General features: G+C 55.4%; 14 protein-coding genes, 1 tRNA gene and 1 pseudogene. 5 read left to right on the forward strand and 11 right to left on the reverse strand.

The features are described from left to right. Positions 1-196 precede the first annotated feature (196 nt). Positions 197-270 (forward strand) — tRNA-Gln (locus QRN85_RS24200). Between the two features lie 734 nt (positions 271-1,004). On the opposite strand, the gene QRN85_RS24205 is transcribed toward QRN85_RS24200, so the two are convergent. The 4 genes from QRN85_RS24205 to QRN85_RS24220 form a co-directional block, all read right to left on the reverse strand. After that, entirely contained in the window at positions 1,005-1,760 is a 756-nt protein-coding gene (locus QRN85_RS24205; protein WP_113221519.1) for an iron ABC transporter ATP-binding protein, read from the reverse strand. Then, entirely contained in the window at positions 1,757-2,710 is a 954-nt protein-coding gene (locus QRN85_RS24210) for an iron chelate uptake ABC transporter family permease subunit (RefSeq protein WP_284760450.1), read from the reverse strand. The genes QRN85_RS24205 and QRN85_RS24210 overlap by 4 nt, the downstream gene beginning before the upstream one ends. 4 nt (positions 2,711-2,714) lie before the next feature. Beyond that, a complete protein-coding gene (locus QRN85_RS24215) occupies positions 2,715-3,677 on the reverse strand; it encodes an ABC transporter permease (RefSeq protein WP_113221518.1) in 963 nt (320 codons plus the stop codon). Between the two features lie 78 nt (positions 3,678-3,755). After that, positions 3,756-4,682 carry a siderophore ABC transporter substrate-binding protein gene (locus tag QRN85_RS24220; RefSeq protein ID WP_113221573.1) on the reverse strand — a complete coding sequence of 309 codons (927 nt, stop codon included), beginning with the start codon at positions 4,680-4,682 and terminating at the stop codon, positions 3,756-3,758. Between the two features lie 197 nt (positions 4,683-4,879). On the opposite strand from QRN85_RS24220, the gene QRN85_RS24225 reads away from it, so the two are divergent. Beyond that, positions 4,880-6,901 (forward strand): glycosyl transferase family protein, encoded by a 2,022-nt coding sequence (locus QRN85_RS24225; protein WP_284760436.1) that lies wholly within the window; start codon positions 4,880-4,882, stop codon positions 6,899-6,901. A gap of 12 nt (positions 6,902-6,913) precedes the next feature. Here the strand turns inward: QRN85_RS24225 and QRN85_RS24230 are convergent, their stop codons facing one another. From QRN85_RS24230 to QRN85_RS24245, 4 genes are all read right to left on the reverse strand, one after another. Then, positions 6,914-8,221 carry a class I SAM-dependent methyltransferase gene (locus tag QRN85_RS24230; protein WP_284760437.1) on the reverse strand — a complete coding sequence of 436 codons (1,308 nt, stop codon included), beginning with the start codon at positions 8,219-8,221 and terminating at the stop codon, positions 6,914-6,916. 83 nt (positions 8,222-8,304) lie between these two features. Further along, complete coding sequence (locus tag QRN85_RS24235) at positions 8,305-10,509, reverse strand: FepA family TonB-dependent siderophore receptor (protein ID WP_162739364.1); 2,205 nt, start codon at positions 10,507-10,509, stop codon at positions 8,305-8,307. Between the two features lie 216 nt (positions 10,510-10,725). Beyond that, positions 10,726-11,100, reverse strand: coding sequence for a hypothetical protein (locus QRN85_RS24240; RefSeq protein ID WP_113221513.1), 375 nt, complete (start codon positions 11,098-11,100; stop codon positions 10,726-10,728). Positions 11,101-11,585: 485 nt separating this feature from the next. Next, on the reverse strand, positions 11,586-12,248 hold the full coding sequence (locus QRN85_RS24245; protein ID WP_113099775.1) for a TetR/AcrR family transcriptional regulator: 663 nt from the start codon (positions 12,246-12,248) through the stop codon (positions 11,586-11,588). A 119-nt stretch (positions 12,249-12,367) separates the two neighbouring features. On the opposite strand from QRN85_RS24245, the gene QRN85_RS24250 reads away from it, so the two are divergent. Then, positions 12,368-13,735 carry a cytochrome P450 gene (locus QRN85_RS24250; protein ID WP_113221512.1) on the forward strand — a complete coding sequence of 456 codons (1,368 nt, stop codon included), beginning with the start codon at positions 12,368-12,370 and terminating at the stop codon, positions 13,733-13,735. 532 nt (positions 13,736-14,267) lie between these two features. On the opposite strand, the pseudogene QRN85_RS24255 reads toward QRN85_RS24250, so the two are convergent. Together QRN85_RS24255 and QRN85_RS24260 are read right to left on the reverse strand one after the other, a co-directional pair. Beyond that, a pseudogene (locus tag QRN85_RS24255) lies at positions 14,268-15,254 on the reverse strand (aldo/keto reductase). Positions 15,255-15,265: 11 nt separating this feature from the next. Then, a complete protein-coding gene (locus tag QRN85_RS24260; RefSeq protein WP_284760438.1) occupies positions 15,266-16,036 on the reverse strand; it encodes an SDR family NAD(P)-dependent oxidoreductase in 771 nt (256 codons plus the stop codon). Positions 16,037-16,143: 107 nt separating this feature from the next. Between QRN85_RS24260 and QRN85_RS24265 the strand changes: the two genes are divergently transcribed. Then, positions 16,144-17,106 (forward strand): LysR family transcriptional regulator, encoded by a 963-nt coding sequence (locus QRN85_RS24265; RefSeq protein ID WP_113221510.1) that lies wholly within the window; start codon positions 16,144-16,146, stop codon positions 17,104-17,106. Positions 17,107-17,168: 62 nt separating this feature from the next. Here the strand turns inward: QRN85_RS24265 and QRN85_RS24270 are convergent, their stop codons facing one another. Then, complete coding sequence (locus QRN85_RS24270) at positions 17,169-18,203, reverse strand: YihY/virulence factor BrkB family protein (protein WP_350225094.1); 1,035 nt, start codon at positions 18,201-18,203, stop codon at positions 17,169-17,171. Between the two features lie 585 nt (positions 18,204-18,788). On the opposite strand from QRN85_RS24270, the gene QRN85_RS24275 reads away from it, so the two are divergent. After that, positions 18,789-20,621: a methyl-accepting chemotaxis protein gene (locus QRN85_RS24275; protein WP_284760439.1), complete on the forward strand. Its 1,833-nt coding sequence runs from the start codon at positions 18,789-18,791 to the stop codon at positions 20,619-20,621. Positions 20,622-20,724: the final 103 nt, after the last annotated feature.

The raw sequence follows: 20,724 nt of genomic DNA on the forward strand, positions 1-20,724 counted from the left end.
CGCGACGCAGCTGAGCCAACCGATTCCACGAAAACCACTCCAGTGACGACCCGCTTCCGAACAGTGCGAAAGCTGTCCTGTGCAAAGTCAGGATCACCGCCGAATTTAATCGCCAGTCGCATTTTTGGACTTGCATAGTAAAGCAAATCATTTATATGACGCCCATGACGAAGCGGGACACCCCACTTCGTTGCGTTGGGGAATAGTTCAACGGTAGAACGACGGACTCTGACTCCGTTAATCTTGGTTCGAATCCAGGTTCCCCAGCCAATCTCTTTTCTTTCTTTAAATTTAGAGCTTTATGGGCTATCGGGTACGCTCAAAGCGTACCGCTGGTCATCTCATCAACATCGAATTAGATGATCAGCGGATGAGGGTCTGCTTTCCGTACTTGAGCTGCCGACTCTTTCTATAGCTTCGACAGCGCGAATTCGCCAACGGGCATGTTATTCCCCTCTTGCCGTGCCTAGAATGCCAGCAGTCCTGTGATGGATAAGATGGGGTCTGCTACGTCGCAGAAGACGTTTCCGGACACAACGCACATTATAGCCCAGCAGACTTTTCGATTTCACGCTGGACGGGTGGACTGATCGGTAATCTCAAGAAGAGGGAATGCCCAATTCGTATAACTGCGCAGGATGCGATAGGCCCATGGCCAATCTTTCCTTTAGAGAGAGTCCTGATTTTTTCAATCTGGCCGCATCGTCAGGCCGCACGCTGCAATATCGCATGTTCAAACGACAGGACCCCCGCAGCCAACGTTGCGTCCCATCGGGCATCACCGATTTTTTGCAGCGATATCCTAAAGGATCGCGTTGCCTCGCACCCGCCTCCACTCCTTCAATACTCCAGTGATCTGTATTTCCGTAAACCGTGAACGCTTCATTGGTCCGACGCCTTGATGTGACAGATGCTATCAAATCAACAGGACGTTCAGGGGGCTCCGATCAGCCTCAAACAGCGACATAGAAAACGTGGTCGCCCGCGCAGGTTTTGATCGGCTCTCAATAGAATGTTGCGATGCGATTGCCGTCCATCTCCCGCACCTTGAAGTCAGTTTCGTAGGTCTCGATGAGGATGTCTTCGCGAATGATCTGTTCCGGCTCTCCCTGCCTGAAAAGCCTGCCCTTACGCATGATGACGATATGATCGGAATAGCAGGAGGCGAAGTTGATGTCGTGTAGCACAACGACCACCGTCTTGCCGAGATCTTTTGCCGCATTGCGCAACAGCTTCATCATCGCCACCGCATGTCGGATATCGAGATTGTTGAGTGGCTCGTCGAACAGCATGTAGTCAGTATCCTGCGCCAGAACCATGGCGACGAAGGCACGTTGGCGCTGGCCGCCGGAAAGCTCGTCAAGAAACCGGTGCTTCAGCTCTTCCAATCCCAGATAAGCGAGTGCCCGCTCTATATGTCCCTGGTCCTCGACCGTCAGCCGCCCCCGGCTGTAGGGATAACGCCCGAAGGAAACGAGATCGAAGACCGTCAGCCGCGCCGCCAGATGATTGTCCTGCCTTAGGATTGACAGCCGTTTTGCCAGCGCATCGCCCGCAGTCAGCGCAACGTCCAGCCCATCGACCATGACCGTGCCGCGATCGATAGGCAGAAGCCGCGCGATCATCGACATCAGCGTCGATTTTCCCGCCCCGTTCGGCCCTATGATCGAGGTAAGACCGCCTTTCGGCAGTGTCAGCGACACGTCATCAACGACAATCGTCTGGCCATAAGATTTGCTGACACCGGAAATGCCGATCATCTAACGCGACCTTTCAGAAGAAACAGAATGAAGAACAACCCACCGGCAAATTCGATGATGATTGAAAGAGCCGTGTCGAAGGCAAAGACCCGCTCAAGGATTGTCTGGCCGCCTACGAGACAGATAATCGACACCAGAACCGCGGCAGGCAATATGATTCGGTGTTTCGCGGCGGGCATCAGGATATAGGCAAGGTTCGCTACCAACAGCCCGAAAAACGTCACCGGCCCGACGAGCGCTGTCGAGATCGACACCAGAATCGAGACGAGAGCAAGTATCCTCATCGTCATCGCCTTGTGATCGACACCAAGCGCAATCGCCGTATCGCGGCCAAGCATCATCACGTCGAATACAGAAAACATCCGCCAGATAGCGATCGTCACCAAGCCTATCAAAAGCGCGGACACGCCGACCAGCGTCGAATCCGTTAGGTTGAAACTGGCAAACAGCCGGTCCTGAAGCACGATGAAATCTTCGGGACTGATGATCCTCTGTAGAAAGCCAGACAGACTGCGGAACAGCCCGCCCAGCACGATACCGATCAGAACGATCAAATGCACATTATGCCGACCGGTGCCAAACAGAAGCCGGTAGAGCGCGAGCGAAAACCCTACCATGATCGCCACTTCGACGATGAACATGAGACGCGGATCTAGCCCGGTCAGCGTGACGGCACCAAACAGGAAGACGGTGGACGTCTGCAAAAGCACATAGAGCGCGTCGAAGCCCATCAGAGCAGGGGTCAGTATCCGGTTCCCGGTAATCGTCTGAAACAGCACGGTCGAAACCGCAATCGCAAATGCAACGATCAGCATAGCCGCCAGCCGCGTGCCGCGAAAACTCAAAACGAAGGACCAGCTGCCCTTGGCACCAAGCGTCATGAACGCCACAACGCTTATCAGCGCTAGTCCCGCGAGGCATAGGAGGATTAATCGGGAGGTTCTGCGTATTTCGTCAGGCAACACGGCTTTGCCTCTTCAAAAGCAGATAGAGGAAGAACAGGCTACCGATGACGCCGAGCACGGTTCCAACCGGTATCTCGAAAGGCGCATTGATCGTACGCCCGACAATATCGCAGGCAAGGATCAAACCGGCGCCACAGAGACCAATCCAAGGCAGGCTTTTGCGCAGGTTGTCACCCATCGCCATACTGACAATATTGGGCACGATAAGGCCGAGAAACGGCACGACACCGGCGGTCACTACCACGCTTGCCGTCACCGTCGAGACGATGAACAGCCCGATCGCCATGACCCGCCGATAATTAAGCCCCAGATTGGTCGAAAATTCTTCGCCCATTCCGGCGACGGTGAAACGGTCGGCGACGACATATGCCGCAATCGTCAGCCCAAACGCGACCCACAGCGTTTCATAACGCCCGCGAAGAACGGCTGAAAAATCGCCATTGGCCCAGGCGCCCATCGATTGCAGAAGATCGAAACGATAGGCGAAGAATGTCGTCACGGCGCTGATCATGCCTCCCAGCATGATGCCGATCAGCGGCACCATCAGCACGGAGCGTAATGGTATGGCGCGCAGCACAGCCAGGAATAAACCGGTGCCAGCAAGCGCAAACACTGCGGCAACCAGCATCTTCGCCATGACAGGCATTTCGGGGGCAAAAAGCAGCACGACCAGCATACCGAGCCCGGCGGATTCCACCGTTCCGGTCGTGGACGGTTCGACAAAGCGGTTGCGCGCCAACATCTGCAGAATAGTACCGGCGATCGCCATGCCCGATCCGGCCAGGACAAGCGCTGCCGTGCGCGGCACGCGGCTGGCAAGAAGGATCATCACCTGTCGTTGGTCGGCAGTGCCGTCCAGAATGGACCACGGCGACACCGCGCTCACGCCGACGAATAGGCTAACGGCGGCCATTAAGAAGATCAGCAGCAATGCAAGGATGAGAGATTTCACGACGGCTTAATACTCTATCAACTAAGAGAACCGCGCTTTGGCGCGGTTCTCTGCACAGACGGATAGTGAACCCGCCAATTACTTCTTATCGACGGCCGCAAGCAGCTGGTCGAGTGTCCGCTGCATGGCGGTAATGCCGCCGCCGACGAGATACCAGGACGTCGCGTCGAGATAGACGACATGGCCATTCTTCCAGGCCGTCGTTTGCGCGACAACCTCGTTGTCAAGCATCGTCCTTGCTGCGCCTTCGCGGCCAATCGCGGCATCGCGGTCGATGACGAACAACCAGTCGGGGTTCTTTTCCAGGATGTATTCATAGGAGGCCGGATTGCCGTGTGTCCCCTTGACACCTGTCGCTTCCGCCGGCTGGAAGCCATAATCAGAAAACAGCATGCCGAAACGCGAGCCTGGGCCATAACTGCTCATTTTGCCGCCGGTGGTCAGTACCAGCAGCGACTTGCCTGCAGTTGCGGACTTCTGCTTCAATTCGGCCCTCGATGCCGACAGTTTTGCCAGAAGCGCTTCAGCCTGTTCCTGTTTTCCGAAAAGCGTGCCGAGCTTGCGCACATTCTGTTCGGCTTCGCTGAGGAAATTCTCTGGAGGGATCGTCATGTCGATGGTTGGTGCGATCTTTGCAAGTTCCGCATATTTGGCGCGTGAGCGACCGGCCACGACAATCAAATCTGGTTGCGCTGCAGCAACAGCTTCGTAATCCGGCTCGAACAGCGTCCCAATATTGACGACCCCATCGCCTGCATATTTCGAAAGATAATCCGGCTTGTTGCCACCGGGCACCCCGGCAACCTCGATACCGAGCGCCGTCAGCGTGTCGAGCGTTGCGATGTCGTAGGTCAACACCTTCACCGGTGTTTTGCTGAAAGCGGTTTCACCACTCGCATGCTGGATGGTGATGTCGGCCGCGGTGACCGTACCTGCGGAGAAAACAAGCGAAACGATACCTGCGACGAGTGTCGTAATACCGGCACGGCGTGAGAAGACAGCCATGATCAATCCTTATGCTGCATCGCGATAAATCACATTTGTCGTGATGCGATTATTTAAGTTGAGCGTTTGGGTACAGTTATGTAGACCCGGTCAGACGGTCAACGAAGTTTTTTTTGAATTATTCTAATTTGCCGTAGCTGCAATTTGGCGTTTGTTACGAGAGGTGATGAATGGGGGCGAAGGATAAAGGCTCAGTGATGACGACAGTAGGCGCCGGTTCCCGCATGTCGCGGATCAAGCTCCTGATTGCGCTGGATGCACTTCTGCGCGAAGGCAGCGTCAGTGCCGCGGCGGCAAGCCTTGACATGCAGGTCTCTGCCGTCAGCCGTATATTGGGTGAGCTTCGCGATCATTATAACGATCCCATTCTTGTGAGAACGGGCCGCGGGATGCGACCGACGCCGCTGGCCGAAGCGCTTCGCCTCAGGGTCCGCGCCTTCAGCGTCGAGACGGACGCTTTGCTTTCGCCGACCGAAACCGGACAGGTGGCCCGCGGCACGCAGTCAGCAGGTGACGCCTGGCATGGCAAAGGGGTGATCTCGCCCCTGCCGTTGGAGCTCACTCCTGCCGATCAGTTGGATGCTGCTCCCACACCAAGTTGCAACGCCCGACGGCTGGCTGCAATCGGCGACAACGCAGATCCACACCGGCGCCTTGCGCGCTATATCGCAACCACGGCGCCTGGACCTGGACGAAGCCGGCCTCTGACAATGGATGAAGCACGCGATGCCGTGTCGATCATCCTTGAAGGGCAGGGCGATCCGATCCAGATCGGTGCGTTGCTGATGACGATCCAGTATCGCGGTCCGACAGCGGGTGAGCTTGCAGGTTTCGCCGACGGGATAAGGAATTCCATCAAGGGTGTATCCAGGAACACGATCAGGCCAGATCTGGACTGGCCCGCCTATGTTTCACCACGTCTGCAGACCGCGCCTTGGTTCATCCACTCGGCCCGATTGGTCGCCATGGCCGGCTACAAGGTGCTGATGCACGGCCATTTTGGCGGTGGACCTGATAACGGCAAGCTGGAAACGGCCTGCAGTGACGCCGACATACCGGTATGCCTGTCGGTGCAGGAGGTCGAGGCAGCGTTTCAGAACGGCAATATCGCCTATATGCCGATCGGTGCGATCGCCCCACAAGTCCAGAGCCTACTGGCACTTTACCCCCTGTTGCAAATGCGCAATCCACTCAACGCCGCCGTCAACCTGATCAATCCGCTCATCGCCCCTGCTTCGATCGTTGGTGCATCACAAGCCTCACGACGGGACCTTTATCGAGATGCGGCACGTGAGCTTGAATTGGAGAACATCGCGGTTATCGGCTCGACGCGCGATATCGCCGAACTGACACCCGACAAGGCAGTCAAGATATTCCGTCTTGCCACGGGACAGACTGTCGATACCGTTGTGCCTGCCGTCCGAACGGGCCGTGCAGGCACGACCGGCATGCTCAGTCAGCGCGAATACTGGCGTGCCGTTTGGTCGGGTGCTGCGCGTGATCAAAAGGCCGAAGCGGTGATACTTTACACGGCAGCAACCGCCCTCTTCTCCCTTTCCGCCAAGGTGGATGCAAAGTTCGAGGATTGCCTGACAAAAGCCTCCGATCTCTGGGCAAGACGCAATCCCCGGCGAATTGGGAAAATGGAGCATCGAACCGCCCGCATCGGCAAGATCGCACCTGTTATGGCTCTCCTGTCAACGCTTGCTGTTGCCCTACTGCCTGACATGGCATCGGCGCAGGAAAAGGACGCAAGGCCGAATGGCCCCGGCACTTCCAAAGGAAACAGTCAGGTCAGCGAAACATATGGCAGCTGGCAACTCACCTGTGGCGTCATCAACATGAAGAGAGTTTGCGTCATCGGACAACCGCTAACGCTCGAAGGTACAAGCCAGGACGCATCTATTGAATTGACACCGGTTAATGCCAGCCGTGTCCAGGCGGTCATTACCCTTCCCTTCAGCATCGATATTGCAAACGGCGTAAAGATCGCCGTCGATCAGGGGACTCCGGTCACCTCTCTGTCGATCCAGGGATGCAGCGAATACGGCTGCCACGCCGCAGCCGTCATCGAGCAGGATCTCCTGCAGAAACTGCGCATGGGAACCGAGCTTCGCCTTATCGCAACAAGCCCCGACAATAAGAAAGCTGTCGCGTTCCGGGCAGATTTGAACGGTTTTGCAGCAGCTCGCGACCGCGCCCTCACTCTGTTAAAATAGGTCGGTGCCGGTTTACTGCTGGGTTAGCTTCAATGGCAAGCCGGAACCAAACTCCAGTGCGGCAAAAGCCGGGACCTTCGTTCCGGTGCGGATCCTCTCGGCCAGAATGGCATTCAATTGATCGCAGGCCGTAGTATCGGCGTTCGTGCCTGGCAAGGGGTGAACCATCCCTGCGCCCATGAGCGCGTGCAGTATCTGGTTCAGAAGTCCTGTTGGCACCAGGCTCGGCCCGGCATGCTGCAATTGCGCAAATGATGCTGGCTTCTTTGACAAGCTCGAAAGTATCGGCGCAACATAGGCGGCTGGCAGTTCGATCGGGCCGATGCGGGTGTCGATCCTCCACGTGTCCGAAACCGGCACGCCAGGCAGCAGCCCAAAAACCATATCGTTCAATGCGGCCGTATGGGTTGCAGGATCCAAAGGCCTCGGTTCGCGCATGTAAAGATCACGACGCAGCGACTGGTTTCTTGCCGCATCCTTCAGCGTTTCCCGCAAAGCGCCGTCTGTTATATCCTGCAGGATTGGCATGACGCTCCCGGGAACGGACAGCGCGTCGATATTTTCGATGGGCGTCGCGCTGCCGGCGAGACGCAATCCGGCATCCCAGGCCGTCTTCATCACCTCCGCAACGTGCAACGCGGCAAAATGATCATTGAGATATTCGTGGGCGATATAGGCCGGTTCTTCCTTGGCGAGATGATCCAGCGTCGAAGCGGCGGCGGGGTGAGCGACGAAAAAACCGGCATTCGCCGCCTTGAGCTTTGCGAGAAGATTGAGCCCGGCTTTAATCCCGCGTTCCATATGCCCGTTTTCTGCAGCCACCATCTGGCGGAAAATGCTCTGGAAAAGGGCGAAAGGCGCAGCACCCGGCTGTGTCATGTAGTGAAGATAGAACACACCTCTCGGTGCGATCGATTGCGCCGCGAAGCGCATGATCGCGTCGCGGGTCTGTGGCGCAACCCATGAATAAATCCCATGGGCAATAATGAATTCAAACGGTGCGGCTTTTCGCTGATCACGGCCAATATCCAGCAGATGAAACTCGATGTTAACAAGCCTCGTTTCCGATGCCAGCTGGCGCGCAGCGTCGATATGCACAGGATTGATGTCGATACCGGTGAAATGCGTATCAGGATTGGCGGCGGCAAGCAGGCAGGCGCCAAAACCATCGCCGCAACCGATCTCACACCAGCGTGCGCCGCGGACCGGTGGCGAAGCCAACCCCAAGGCTGTCAACGTTGCGACAAGCCAGGCGGGGGAGTGCTCCCTGTGGAAGCGCGGGAGATACGCGATGTCGGTAATATAGGCCGTATCGCTCAATCGCTGCTCCTGAAATCGCAATGCCTGAAACGCGGGGAAACCGTCCATGAGGACGGTTTCGAAGCGGGTTTGGTTATGAAGGCCTAGAATTTCGCCGTCAACGATACATAGAACGTGCGGCCGGGCTCGTTGTAGGTATTTGCACCGGCATCGTTACCACTTCCCTCGCGGAACACCCGCTTGTCGAATATATTGTTGACACCGGCGCCGAGCCGGAAATGTTCGTTGATGTCATAATTCGCCGCCAGATTAACCAGCGTATAGGGGTCGCGAGGGTCAGGATTCGTCACGGTGGCGCCCGTGGTTGCCAGCAATTTCGGAGATTCGGTCTTGCCGTAATGGGTCGCGGAAAGCGTCAGTTGCAGATCCTCACGCGCCTGCCATTCCAACCATGTGTTGATCGTGTAGTCAGGCACAAGCGACAGCGGCTGGCCGTTTTGCTTGTCCTTCGATTCGATCATGTAGGTCGCATTGGTGGACCAGGTCAGTACGTCATTGATCGGTACTGCAAGATTTGCTTCAAGTCCCGAAACCACAGCTTCGGGAACATTGTACCACTGGAAATATTGGGCTCTGTTCGACACACCCTCCGGTACGACACCGGCTGTGATACGGTCTTTATAGTCGTTATGGAAATAGGTGACACCGGCATTCCAGCCGTCGTCGTTGGTATAATTGATGCCGATTTCTTTGTTGATCGATGTTTCCGGATCGAGATCGGGATTTCCGACAACATAGCAACCGTTACCGAGGTTCGGGTAATCGACTGGGCAACCGTTGCCCATTGAGAAATAGACGTAGTTGGGGTTCAGCTGGAACAGGTTTGGTGCCTTGAAAGCTCTGGCGATGCCGGCCTTCAGCGATACCGTTTCCGTCAGTTCGTAGGAGGCGTTAAGGCTAGGGCTCCAGTTTGCGCCAAACTCGCTATGATGATCGAAACGAAGGCCCGGTGTGAGGGTCAGTTCATCCGTGACCTCGATATTGTCTTCGGCATAGAGGCCGATCATCCAGGCGTTGCTCTTTGGATCGCGTCCGCTGTTGGATACGCCGGGGATCGTCACACCCGTGGTGACGCCCTGACGCGTGGATACCGGGTCGTCCAGCCATTCGCCGCGGAATTCCGCACCCAGCGTCACGGTCTGCGGCACCCCGATTTCCAGCGGGATATCCCATTCGGATTTCGCCGTCAGATTATCGAGACGGCTCGTGCCGAATTCGCCTGTGTTGATTGCACCTTCGGAGCTACCGGCGAGACCTTCGAGAAGGCGCTTGTTGAATGTGCGCTCCCACTGCACATAGCTATTGGAATCACCGAAGTCGTAGTTCCCCCTGTGCGTCAGCGAAAGGGTACCGCGTTTCATCACATTGGTTTCCTTTCCGATCATCGACGTCAACGTGGGATTGACGGCAGAGAGCTGACGGTCACCTGCGAAAATGTTACCCTGGCGGCTGAAAGCTGCTTCTAGATCGAAGGCGTGATCGGCGGTCGGCTCGAAAGTAAGGAGGCCGCGTATATCCTTGTTAACAACACCTTCACGACCTGCAGCGGCGGGATCCGTGGTGACGTTGGCATCCGCGTTGATATCGGCATCATCCGCGTCCGTCTTGGCATACCCGCCGGTCAGGCGGAACGACATCGTATCCGAAATCGGTCCACCGACGATAAAGCTGCCGCGCCGCGTACCGCCCTCCTCGGAATGCTGCGGAACGCTTAAATATGTGGTCGCCGAGCCGGAAAGTTTTGTAGGGTTTTTGGTGATGATGTTGACCACGCCGCCAGCAGCACCGGAACCGTAGCGGGCGGCGGCTGGGCCGCGGATAACTTCGATCCGTTCGATCGCTTCGGCGGGAACCCAGTTCGTATCGCCGCGTGAATCGCGCTCGCCCGCACGGCCCATGCGAACAGAATTGCGCGAAAGAACCGGCTTGCCGTCAATCAGGATAAGGGTATTTTCCGGTCCCATACCACGAAGTTCGATCTGGCGTTGGTTGCCGCGCTGTCCCGAAGCCGTTGTTCCGGTAAGGTTGGCGCCCGGCATCTTGCGGATAATCTCAGAAATATCGTTGGCCGGTGGCATTCTGGCTATGTCGTCTGACGTAATCGTCGATACACCAGGTGCGTGCTTCAACTGCTCGTCAGCGGTGATCACGATCGTCTTCAGAACAGTGGTGCCGGTCTCCTTCTCTTCAGCCTCGTGACCAAAAACCGGCGTCGCCCCGACCAAAAAGATTACGCCCAGAGCCGTCGCCGAAAGATATTGGCGCTGTTGATTCTGTCGGACGTTCATTCTCATATTCGGCATCAAGTTCGGCCCCCGCAATACATGACAAATTTTGTCAGCTATTTCCGACAGGGCCATTAGGATTTCAATGACTTTGTTTTAGAACAATTCTGAATTCACAAATGCGCAAAATCTTTGGCGGATTCGCGGACGCCCGACCCTAGCTCAGTCGATCCCGCGCTCACACTTGAGCCAGCGCATCCTGCGTCACACCAGGCATCATTATTTTTCTGCAGCGACATCCTCCAGGATCGCATTGTCCAGTATGGCCTCGGCGAGCAACTTCTTCAGTCTGGGGCTCTCGTTCTCGCTTTCACTTTGTGGGTATCGACTCGTCCATGCCGCGATACTTCGCTGTGTATTGTAGACGCTAGCATCGATATGCCGTGCTTGCGGCAGAAATTGACCGACGAAGAGCGAAACGCGGCACTGGCGTCCTTCGCAAATCAAATTGGAATCGATCAAGCGCCGGCAGTCATTGCAGAGAAGAAGATGATGCCAGCTTGGAAAGGACTGCAAATTTTCTTCGAGACGTTGCTTTTGCTGATTGTCGGCCTGTGCCGTTTTTTGGCTCTGGTATGTGAAGACCTCACCCACACAATTTCAATCTCCTAGCATGGACGTCAACAATGTGATGCCTGTACCGCTGAACCGATGGGGCTGCGATCAGCTGAAAAGACGCTTCGGTGAAGACAGAGCACCGTTCGGATGCACCGCGGCAGATCACATGAGCTGGAAGTAGGGTGTCGACTCAGAGCTGGTCGTACGCGGAAGGCCCGGCGTCTTTCAGGCATGGACATGCGAGAAACACAGCGGGGCACAGGCTAGAGAATACTCAACAGTCAATTTGAGTTCTACTGGGGCCATCCAATGAACTGCAGTTGCATTTTCGCCGTGTGGCTGCCGAGGTATCCGAAAGGGGACCACGGTGCGGCTCCGTGCCAGTAGATGGATCTGGTGTCTATCCAACTCAGTAGTGGCGCCGGTGATCGAATAGGGATTGCCTTGGGTCGGCATCTTAGCTGACAGAAATTTTTAGTTTTCGACCTAGACTCCTTTTGTCATTGACGTATGCGGGTCCATTAATCCATCGCTACCCTCTTGAACGAGAGTCCAAGCATCGTTTCCAGCTCAATCTTTGCCTCGTCGGATAGATAGGGTTTGAACAAGCTCGCAACCTGCTTCAACCCCCAGTCGAGATGTTCCGGCCCAAGGTCTTCGACACCCTCCTGTAGGGTGAGATAGATCGGCCAGTAGGTCGAGACGATCCAGACATTGGCAAGCAGCTGTGGAACCTCAAGGTCAGGAACGCTAATCCGGTGTGCATCACTCATCTGGCGCAACGCGGCTTCAACGACGACCCGCATTCCAAGACTGAGCGACCGAGCTGGTTCTAGCAGGGAAGGTGCAATCGCAATCATTCTTGGTAGATCACGGAACATATGTCGGTAGTCCCAGACAATTGAGAACCAACGGCGCATGAACTGTGAATAGACACCAGGTTGGCCGGAGGCACTGACAGCGGCTTCTTTCATGAACAAGGCGGCGTCACCTTCAAGCCTATGAAACAATGCTTCCAAAATCGCCGCCTTTGTTTTGAAGTGGTAATAGAGGTTGCCCTCGTTGATTCTGACGGCGCGTGCGATCTCGGCCGTCGTCACGAGGTCCGGTCCCCTGTCGTTGAAAAGAACTAGACTAGCGTCGAGGATACGATCCCGTGTGCTCACCCGTTTTGTCGTTCCCACGTCGACCTCCGCCTTCAACTAACTTACCCCTTGCAAAAATGAGGTGCCCACCTTAATTATCTAAGGCGCCTACCTTAGACAAGTACTGTATTGCCGGTTGGCAATCAAGGAGCCACAGCATGGACACCGCTCGCAAGACTAGTAATGGACCGAAGAAGAGCTTTCCGCTGACACACCAATCAACGCTAAAGGCGCTTGCGGCTGTTGTTCGTAACCCTCTGGACGCACTCCCACCTGAGATTTTCACGGAACCGCTTGTCTTCACCAAGATGGCGGGAGAGATGAAGGTCTATCTTGCCGACCCGGCGCTTATCCATGAAGCTCTGGTCAAGAATGCCGATTGCCTTTGGAAGGGGGATCAAGTGCAACGGACCCTCGGGCCAGCGCTGGGCCAAGGTCTGTTGACTGGGGATGGCGCGCACTGGAAATGGCAACGCCAGTCGGTCGCAGGCGCATTTCGTCATGAGAAGCTTTTTGAGCTTCAGCCAGCAATGATTGCCGCTGCGGAGCGGACCCGGGATCGGTGGCTGCGGGAAAGTCGGAGTACGCTGGACATCGGCCATGAGATGATGCGCACCACGTTCGACATTATCGTCGAGACGATGATGTCCGGCGGCAATGGTATCGATGTTGATCGTGTCGAGGCGGGCATTTCCGACTTTTTGGGTCCCACCGGCTGGAGTTTTGCGCTCGGCCTTCTGCACGCACCGGAATGGATGCCGTATCCAGGGCGCCGCAAAGCGGACGAAGCCGTGACGTTTCTGCGAACGAGCCTTCTGGGCGTTATCGAGAAGCGACGGAGCACGCCTGACGAGCGGCATGATCTGGTTAATATGCTGCTGTCCGCATCCGACCCCGAGACAGAAAGAAAGATGACCGATGATGAGGTCGTCGACAACCTCATGACTTTTATTACGGCGGGCCATGAGACTACCGCGCTCGGTCTGTCATGGACATTTGATCTGCTCGCCCGACATCCCGACATCGAAAGTAAGGTTCTGACCGAGATCGATACGGTAACGGGAGGGCGTTCGGTAACAGCCGAAGACGTTTCTAAGCTGATCTATACGCGCCAGGTCTTTTCGGAGTCGATGCGGCTTTATCCACCTGCCCCGATCATCACGAGAACCGCCTTGCATGACTTTAAGCTTGGCGAGTACCTCGTACCAGCTGGCACCGTGATAATCGTTCCGATTTACGCGGTTCATCACCACGCCTCGATATGGTCGGATCCCGAAGCATTCGTTCCCGATCGCTTCAACGCAGAGGCAGCCAAAGCAAGACACCGTTACGCCTATATGCCTTTTGGAGCCGGGCCTCGGGTGTGTATCGGCAACGCGTTTGCGATGATGGAAGCTGTCGCCATCTTAGCCGTCATACTGCAAAAAGTTCGGTTGGCGACGATAGAGCCTCAAGCGCCTAAACCAATTATGAAGGTTACACTGCGTCCGAACAAAGCTCTACGGTTGAAACAGGTGTTGCGTTAGAAGCTGGACTGTCTCTGTATCGAAGCGGCGCATACCGCTTACGCTACTTCAACAACAGCTGCCGAACTTGGGTTCCAGTCGAAAGCAATTCGGATCTAACCGGGTTTGATGGAAATCGACAATCGCTCTTAATGGCGAGCCCATGAACTTGCGTGAAAAACAAAGCTGTGGTCCTTCGAAACTGGTCCACCATTCCGACGAGGTGGCTTGAGTTCCCGGATGTAATCCGGCTTCCAAGTTTTACCCCTGTCGGCGCGGAGGGATAACTCCAGCTATTCTGAAGCAAGATGATGACACGTATTGATCTTTCGCTGTCCGGCTTGGGTTACCCTTCAGCGCCCATGGTGGGGAAAGCTGCATTGCCGATACACACCTTTCAGCGACAATTTTAGAACGCGTATTGCTACGGATCTCCTAAACCGCAAAATGAATGGATCGGCCTACCATCTTAGCGAGTGACGTCCGATGCGCTGGGACTGGCACATCGAACGAGCCTAGTTCTGGTCTATATGCCAAGGCACCAGAAGACCGCTTACCAAAGCTGATGCACGTAGGGTGCGATGCGGCTTTCGTAGATAGCTTTGAGTTCTTCAATCGTGGAAGGCGAGATTTCCTTAATACCGCTTGCCGAAGCATTTCCATTGGCTTGAGCTGCGTTCTTGGCCCCTGGAATGACCGTGGTGACAGCCTAATTCATGAGGATCCAGCGAAGAGCGAACTGGGCCATTGTCGCGTCACCGGGAACAAGCCTGCGGATATCCTCGACAACTTGAAGCGCAACCTCATAAGGCACGCCGGAGAAGGTCTCACCCTTGTCGAACGCCTCTCCATTGCGATTAAATGCCCTGTGATCATCGGCCGCAAAACTCGTCTGGGCACTCATCTTCCCCGTCAACAAACCGGATGCAAGCGGAACACGAACGATGACAGCCACACCCTTGCGCTTGGCTTCGCCAAAGAAAAGATCGGCAGGCCGCTGCCTGAAGATGTTGTAGATAATCTGGACGGACGCGACACCCGGATATTCGATCGCTTTCAGGCCTTCTTCGACCTTCTCGACGGAAACACCGTAGTTTCTGATCTTCCCCTGCTTGATCAGCGATTCCATGGCCTCGAAAACGTCAGGACGGTAGTACACCTCCCTTGGCGGGCAGTGCAGTTGAACAAGGTCTAGGCAATCCGTTGCGAGGTTTTTGAGCGACCTCTCGACGAAGATGGTCAGGTTATCCTTGTTGTAACCCTCGGATACGTGCGGCGACAGGCGACGGCCTGCCTTGGTGGCAACAAACGGCCGTTCACCACCGCGCGCCTTCAACACATCAGCAATGATCTTCTCGGATCGACCATCGCCATAAACATCGGCGGTGTCGATAAATGTCGTGCCTGCATCCAAGGCAGCGTTAAGCGCCGCTTGAGCATCCGCCTCTGACACATCACCCCATGAGCCGCCAATCGCCCAGGCACCAAATCCGATTTCCGAGACAGATCGTCCCGTTCTACCAAACTCTCTATAATTCATGTCTTATCTCCTTATGGCATCAATTGTCCGCCGTTGACTTCAATGACCTGCCCGGTGATGTATCCGGACATAGCCTCTGAGGCGAGGAAGAGGAATGCTCCAACGCACTCCTGCGGCGTCCCTTCCCGTCCCATGGGAATGGTCATTCGCTGGGCAGCCATGATTTCCGGAGACGTATACCGATCGTGAAATGGTGTCTGGATCAGGCCGGGGGCGACCGCGTTCACCCGTATTCTGTCCTTGACGAATTCCTTGGCTTGGCCTCGGGTCAAACTGCTGACGAAAGCCTTTGCCGCTGCGTAAAGGACAGCGCCGCCACCGCCACCATTTCTGGCCGCGATTGACGTCGTGTTGATAATGAACCCACCCCCGGACGCAACGAGATGTCGATGAGCCGCGACGCTTGCCTCCCAGAGTGACTTCGCATTGAGGTCCAAAACACGGTCGAAATGCTCGGCACTGACTTCGGTAGTCTGCACTCTTCCCAACATGCCGCCAGCATTGTTGATGATGCCGTCAAGCCCGCCCAGAAGACGGGAGGCTTCGTCCACCACCTGTGCGCCGACACCCGGCGCGCCAAGGTCCCCATGAACCAGCACTGTGTTTTCGGAATGCTTGCCCTGAAGCGCAGCGGCGGCATCGTGGCTTTCGTTAAAGTGAATGGCGACCCGAGCGCCTTGCTCCGCGAACGCCGATACAATCGCAGCGCCAATTCCCGTTGAGCCACCCGTCACAAGAACACGCTTGCCCTTGAGGTCGCTAAAAACAAACCCGTCGAACATTTTACTTCCTCCTCACAGCCCTCGGGCAATGTCATAGCAATTGCCAGCTCCAAAGCCTCATGCTTTATGATGAACTTCGTTCACTCTTACGATGAAAAAGAAACATCATGGATTTATTCGAGCGCGTCGACTTGGCGGATTTGAGACTTTTCACGACCATCGTGCGGCGGCAGAGCTTCAAATCAGCAGCCATCGAACTTGGGGTAACCCCTTCGGCCGCCAGCCATGCGATGCGGCGGCTGGAAAGTCGTCTTGGAGCAAAACTTCTCAACAGAACAAGCCGGGCCGTGGCGCCGACGGACCTGGGGGTGGAACTCGCTTCCAGACTGACTGAAGGATTTGACGTCATCGGCGCAGCACTGCACTCGCTCAACGTCCCTGGCGCGGCAAGGTTTGGCGAGCTTCGCATCAATGCCTTCGCTGATGCGGCCCATTTGCTGATCGCTCCTGCGCTGCCAGAGTTCGCACGCATATGCCCAGATGTCAGGATTACTGTCGTCGTGGAGGATCGTCCGATCGATATTGTCGCTGAGGGTTATGATGCGGGCTTTCGCTACGGCCATAACGTCCCGGAGGATATGGTTGCCTTGGCCCTATCGGGCCCACAACGCTGGGTGGTCGCGGGATCGCCTGCATATCTTGAGGCCCAAGGCACACCGAACTCTATCAACGACCTGGCTCAACATAATTGCCTCCAACTCCTCCTTGGAGATAATTCTGCTTATAAATGGGAGCTATCTGATGGGACCAGGAATATAAGGCTGCGAGTGCCAGGTTCGATCACCATTAACGACACGGCCACCACCATAAAGGCAGCAAAGGCTGGCCTCGGCTTAGCCTATTTGTTGGAGGCCAGAATTGCAGATGAGATCAGGGACGGCGACTTGAAGGTTGTTTTGGCAGACCATGCCTCTCCGGGCGAACCATTCCATGTCTATTACGACAGTCGCCGCCATGGCCATCCGGGCCTGCGATCCCTGGTCAACATCATTCGCCATCAGAACGGCCTGACCCGAGTGTTCGATGAACATGGCCCCGTTGCCCATCTCTCAGCACCAACCGGTCAATGATTGCGCGAAAATCCAAGATGGCCGGGCCTTAATCCGGACTGAAGGACATGATGAGAGGCAGGTCAGCTCGATTGCTCACCGATGGTGTCCGCGACATAGGCTCCCCGTTCCCCCATTGGCACTGGCTTGCCAGTGGTAGAATCGATGGTTGTTTGATGTTCGAGTTCGGCATTGAGCTCTGCGCCCAAGATCAGAATGATCACCGATATCCAGGTCCAGACCATTAAACCGATCAGAGCACCAAGGGTGCCATAGGTCGCATTATAGTCGGCAAAGTTTTCAAGATAGAGTGAAAAAAAGAATGATGCAGCCAGCCAGAGAAGGGTCGATAACGTTGCACCCCATGTGATCCAGCGCAGCTTGGCAGCTTCGCGGCTCGGCCCGTAGCGGTACATCATTGTAATTCCACACCCGACAATCAGGAGCAGAAAAGGCCAACGGGCGATCTTGGCCAGAAATTCGGTCCACTGGTCGAGCCAAAGGTAACCAAGAATGGCTGGCACAACACCAATTGTTATAATCAACGCTATGGCAACGACCAAAGCGCCAAAAGTAAAGCCCAGCGAATTCAGATTGAGCCGGATGATACCGCGCTTCTCTTTCTCACCATAGGCAACGTTCATCGCTTCAAAGAGTGCCTTGATGCCGTTATTTGCGCTCCATAGAGCCACCATGAAGCCGGTAATCACGCCAAAACTCAAAGTGGAATTCTTCTGTTGTGACAATGCATCGAGCTGGGAAACGATGATATCAAAGCCACCTGGAGGCAGCGTCGTGGATAGAAATGCAATATGTTTCGCGATGGTCAGAGGGTCGGAAAAGACCCCGTAGAGCGAAACGAGCGCGGCCAAAGCAGGGAACAGAGCCAACAGAAGGTAATAGGTCGCGCCAGCTGCAACCAACGTGACGCGATCTTCCGTAAACCCGGCGAAGACCCGCCAGAATACGTCCCGATAACCGAGAGATGTGATTTCGCCAGGCGTCGCAGCCATACGTCCCCGGTTTTCACCAACCTCAGTTGACTTGCTGTTATTCCTGTCCAAGCACCCTACCCTAGCGATTTCGACCCGCCACCTATCGCATAAATGCATTAGCATTCAAGATATGACGGATATGAAGGTGCTCTCATCCACGGAGCGGTTTACTGAGGCGTCTAGGCTATGACGAAGCTGGGTTGGGTGGTAATCGTCTTCACGCCGTCCCTCCGTCGATTTTTTTACTCGGTCCGAGTGATCAAAGCTGTGCGGTGTGAAGGAGGAAAGCAATCGGGTTTTGCGACGTCTTCCGGTTTGCTGGGCGCCCCAGCGGCATGCCGCCCAGCCTGTCCATGATGATATCTAGCCACCGTCAATGCCAATACCGGCGTGTTTCGCCAGGCGCTCTTCCAAATGAACCGAAGCGTCCGTTTCGATTCACCCAGTCGACACCCGAACGGTCTTGGTGCCACCTCCTTGGACATCGCCTTACATCAGGAAGTGTTTATTTAGGGTTGCTTTGAGTACCGCGAAAAGCCCACAACTCAACCCAGAATAAGCTTAATAACACTTTAATTCTTTAACTGATAATTATCTCCCATAATCTTGGGGTAGAGGCGCGAACGGCAGAAGCCGCTCTGAAACGCGGACGATGATGTCCACCCCGTTTTTTTTGCGTCTCCCACCCCTATTCATGGAAGTGTTCCCATGTCCCTCATGCAAAACCTCCGGATCAGGACGAAAGTCCTGTCTCTGGTCCTTCCCACATGCCTGATCGGCATTGGAGGGGCTCTCTATGTCTCAAGCAACTTTAAATCCGCCGACACCGAATACTCAGACTTCATCGCCAATGACGGCAACGCGGAGATCGATATGGCGATCGCCAGCCAGCGCCTGGTCGCAATCGTTTATGACGCATATCAGGTCTTTCTCTACGACGCTGGTACAGCGGGAATGAAGAGAGCGACGGATGACTACGCTGCGAGCAAAACAAGACTTCACGAACTGATCGACAATGCCGAAAGTCTGATTCCGGAAGAGAGCCAGACGCTCGGTGCTCTCCAGTCTCAGGCTGAATCAATCATCGAGATTACCGACAAGGCGGTAGCGGCAGGATCGGCCAATCGAGATGAGGAGGCAAAAGCGCTCCTTGTTCAGGCTGACGAGAAAACTGCCACGACAATCGGTGAGATGAGAACGTGGATCAATGGCGCTAGCGATGGCATCAAGATCAGGTCCGCGGAACTCTCCGACAAGACGAATGATACGATCCTTTATACCCTTTTAACCCTCGCCGGAGTTTTTTCAATAACGCTTTTCTTGGCAATGTTTGTCACAAAACGCGAGATCACGTCTCCGATCGAGCGTCTGCGCTCACGGATGTTGTCGCTAGCGTCTGGAAAAGTCGATGAGGTCATTCCGTGTGCCGATCGACGTGATGAGCTCGGCAGCATGGCGTCGGCAGTCGCGGTTTTCCGTGACAATGCAATCGAAAAGAACCGGCTTGAAAAACAGACCAATGCTGACCGTGTCTTATCTGAAAACGAGAGACTGGAACGGGAGAGACAGAAAGCGGAAGATGCAGCGAACACGAAATTCGCGGTCGACGCGCTCCGCGGTGGTCTGGAAGCTCTGGCCGACGGCAATGTCTCTCACCGAATCCGTACTCCATTCACGGGCACGCTCGACGAGCTTCGCTCTAATTTCAACGGATCTGTCGAGAAACTCTACTCGGTTCTCAAATCCGTTGGACAGAACGCGGCTGGCATCGATGCTGGCGCAAATGAAATTAGATCTGCAGCTGACGATTTGTCGAGGCGCACGGAACAGCAGGCTGCATCTGTCGAGGAAACGGCAGCGGCGCTGGAACAGATCACCACGACCGTAAGGGACTCAGCCAAACGCGCCGACGACGCAGGCAAGTTGGTTGAAAAAGCGCGAAGCGGGGTCGAACGCTCGGGCGAGTTGATGCAAGACGCGGTGCAGGCCATGATGGCTATTGAGAAATCCGCAGGTGAAATGGGCAACATCATCTCAGTTATTGATGAGATCGCGTTCCAGACCAACCTGCTAGCCTTGAATGCCGGTGTTGAAGCTGCTCGCGCCGGTGAAGCAGGCAAAGGGTTCGCAGTCGTTGCACAGGAAGTTCGCGAACTCGCTCAACGTTCAGCGACAGCTGCAAAAGAGATCAAGACACTGATCGCTGCGTCCGGTTCGCAAGTTCAGACTGGGGTCAGCCTTGTAAAGCAGACAGGAAACTCACTCGACACCATTGTCGACGAGGTTCGAGAAATAAGCCGTCATGTCAATGCGATCGTGGAATCATCTCGTGAGCAGTCCACCGGACTGCAGGAGATCAACACCGCGGTTAACGTGATGGACCAGGGAACTCAGCAGAATGCAGCCATGGTCGAGCAGTCCACCGCGGCCAGCCATAGCCTTGCGCGAGAAGCTGCCGCGCTTAATCAGTTGCTGGCCCAGTTTGACTTGCGTGGCGGACAAGCCTCTGACACCGATCTGCGGCGACAGTGGGCCGCCTGAATCACGTAACAATTTAACTCGGAGTGGTGCCAAAACCATTTGGCGCCCCTCCCGTTGTCATCGGAACAATCAGCCGATCCGTGACGACATCATTCAGGGTCGG

This window comes from Agrobacterium sp. fls2-241-TYG-188a, from assembly GCF_030209845.1.

Bases quoted from the DNA above. Each gene is read 5' to 3' on its own strand.
- QRN85_RS24220 (WP_113221573.1), bottom strand. From the start codon at position 4,682: ATGGCTGTCTTCTCACGCCGTGCCGGTATTACGACACTCGTCGCAGGT.
- QRN85_RS24260 (WP_284760438.1), bottom strand. From the start codon at position 16,036: ATGTTCGACGGGTTTGTTTTTAGCGACCTCAAGGGCAAGCGTGTTCTT.
- QRN85_RS24205 (WP_113221519.1), bottom strand. From the start codon at position 1,760: ATGATCGGCATTTCCGGTGTCAGCAAATCTTATGGCCAGACGATTGTC.
- QRN85_RS24250 (WP_113221512.1), top strand. From the start codon at position 12,368: ATGGACACCGCTCGCAAGACTAGTAATGGACCGAAGAAGAGCTTTCCG.
- QRN85_RS24225 (WP_284760436.1), top strand. From the start codon at position 4,880: ATGACGACAGTAGGCGCCGGTTCCCGCATGTCGCGGATCAAGCTCCTG.
- QRN85_RS24270 (WP_350225094.1), bottom strand. From the start codon at position 18,203: ATGCTAATGCATTTATGCGATAGGTGGCGGGTCGAAATCGCTAGGGTA.
- QRN85_RS24275 (WP_284760439.1), top strand. From the start codon at position 18,789: ATGTCCCTCATGCAAAACCTCCGGATCAGGACGAAAGTCCTGTCTCTG.
- QRN85_RS24265 (WP_113221510.1), top strand. From the start codon at position 16,144: ATGGATTTATTCGAGCGCGTCGACTTGGCGGATTTGAGACTTTTCACG.
- QRN85_RS24235 (WP_162739364.1), bottom strand. From the start codon at position 10,509: ATGAACGTCCGACAGAATCAACAGCGCCAATATCTTTCGGCGACGGCT.